This window comes from Nguyenibacter vanlangensis (assembly GCF_013376155.1).
GTDB classification, from domain to species: domain Bacteria; phylum Pseudomonadota; class Alphaproteobacteria; order Acetobacterales; family Acetobacteraceae; genus Gluconacetobacter; species Gluconacetobacter vanlangensis.
The window spans coordinates 1-1,989 of record NZ_JABXXP010000532.1 but is presented as its reverse complement, the minus strand read 5'-3'; the positions used below and the strand labels follow the sequence as shown (position 1 = coordinate 1,989).

2 protein-coding genes and 1 pseudogene are annotated in these 1,989 nt (G+C 69.5%); all 3 read left to right on the top strand.

The genetic code is table 11. The features are described from left to right. Positions 1-222, top strand: a pseudogene (locus HUK84_RS16295) (lysine 2,3-aminomutase); the annotation flags it as partial. Between the two features lie 51 nt (positions 223-273). Next, on the top strand, positions 274-840 hold the full coding sequence (efp, locus tag HUK84_RS16290; protein ID WP_176641216.1) for an elongation factor P: 567 nt from the start codon (positions 274-276) through the stop codon (positions 838-840). A gap of 69 nt (positions 841-909) precedes the next feature. Further along, the gene (locus HUK84_RS16285; protein WP_176641217.1) at positions 910-1,740 is read left to right on the top strand and encodes an inositol monophosphatase family protein; all 831 of its coding nucleotides are present in this window, start codon (positions 910-912) and stop codon (positions 1,738-1,740) included. Positions 1,741-1,989: the final 249 nt, after the last annotated feature.

The window sequence follows — 1,989 nt, the reverse complement described above, 5'->3', positions numbered from 1 at the left end:
GGCCGGGTCACCGGCCTGGCCTGGCCGACCTATACGCTGGATATTCCGGGCGGGCACGGCAAGGTGCCGCTGGGCCCGGACTATCTGGAGGCAGACGGGCTGGAGGCGGGCGGGCCCGAGCCGGGGGGACGCAGGGTCGTGGTGCGCGATCCGGCGGGCGGCGCGCACAAACTGGCGGCTGAATCGGCCGCCAACCTTGCCCTCGGCGCCCGGGGGCGTTAGAAGCCCGCCTTCCATTCCCCTTCCATTCCCATAGTTGAGACAGGCCCCACCATGAAGCAGCAGGCGAACCTGATCCGTGCCGGACAGGTCATCGAGCACGAAGGCCGTCGCTGGACCGTCCTGAAGCAGCAGATCATCACCCCGGGCAAGGGTGGCGCGTTCATCCAGGTGGAAATGCGCGACCTGAAGACCGGCAACAAGACGAACGAGCGCTGGCGCACCGCCGATACGGTCGAGCGCCTGATGACCGAGGAACGGGAATATACCTATTCCTACATGGACGGCGACAATATCGTCCTGATGGACCCCGAGACGTTCGAGCAGACGCTGCTGCCGCTGGAACTGCTGGGCGACCAGGCGCCGTTCCTGCAGGACAACATGACGCTGGTCGTCAACCTGGTGGAAGGCGACCCGGTGGGCGTGCAACTGCCGGCGCAGGTCACGCTGGAGGTCGTCGAGGCCGATCCGGTGGTGAAGGGCCAGACCGCGAGTTCGTCCTACAAGCCGGCCAAGCTGTCGAACGGCGTGAAGACGATGGTGCCGCCCTTCATCGAGGCGGGCGAACGCATCGTCGTGCGCACCGAAGACGCCAGCTATGTCGAGCGCGCCAAGGGCTGAGGCCCGTCGCGCACCGCCCTTCCGACCGTCCCCAACCCGCTGAACCAGACAGGACCGACCATCGTGGCCATGCGACTCTCTCCCCACATGACGGTGATGCAGAACGCGGCCCAGAAGGCCGCGCGGCGCCTGCTGCGCGACTTCAACGAGGTCGAGCAGCTTCAGGTCAGCATCAAGGGGCCGGGCGATTTCGTCTCGCAGGCCGATCTGCGCGCCGAGACCGCGATCCGCGAGGAACTGGCGCGCGCCCGCCCCGGCTACGGCTTCCTGATGGAAGAGAGCGGGGCGTCGGGCGGCGATGGCTGGACCTGGCGCTGGATCGTCGACCCGCTGGACGGGACCACGAACTTCCTGCACGGCATTCCGCACTGGGCGATTTCGATCGGGCTGCAGCGCCGCATGCCGGACGGCAGCGTCGAGATGGCCGCGGGCCTGGTCTACAACCCCGCCGCGAACGAGATGTTCTGGGCCGAGAAGGGGGTCGGCGCCTTTCTGAACGAGCGCCGCATCCGCGTCTCGGCGCGGCGCGACATGCTGGAGGCGCTGTTCGCCACCGGTATTCCGTTCGCCAAGGTGCCGGCGCAGCGCCGCCTGCCCTTCGCCCGGACGCTGGGTGCGCTGATGCCGCAGGTGGCGGGCATCCGCCGGTTCGGCGCGGCGGCGCTGGACCTGGCGTGGGTGGCGGCCGGCCGGTACGAAGGCTATTGGGAGCTGGGGCTGAAGCCGTGGGACTGCGCGGCCGGCCTGCTGCTGGTGCGCGAGGCCGGCGGCTATGTCACCGATCCCGAAGGGAACGAGCTGGACGATCTGGGCGATTCCGTCAACATCGTCGCCGGCAACACGCACCTGCACGCGCCGCTGCGCGAACTGGTGGCCGACAGCCTGACCGCGCGCGCCTGAGCTTGCGGGCCCCAGGCTTGTGGGTTCGGGCCTTGCGGGTTCAGGGCTTGCGGGCGATCACCCACCCGGCGCGCGGGGATGCGCCCCGGCGCGATCTGTTCTAGGCTGCCCGGATCATGCCTCATACCGTCCGCCGTCCCTTCGCGTCCGCCCTGGCCGCGCCCTGCATCCTCGCTGCCCTGACGGCCGGTCCCGTCGTCCCGGCGAGCGTGGCGCGGGCGCAGGTCGTCACCAACGATACCGCGCTGT

Coding starts and splice junctions, on each gene's coding strand:
- efp (WP_176641216.1), top strand. CDS start 274: ATGAAGCAGCAGGCGAACCTGATCCGTGCCGGACAGGTCATCGAGCAC.
- HUK84_RS16285 (WP_176641217.1), top strand. CDS start 910: ATGCGACTCTCTCCCCACATGACGGTGATGCAGAACGCGGCCCAGAAG.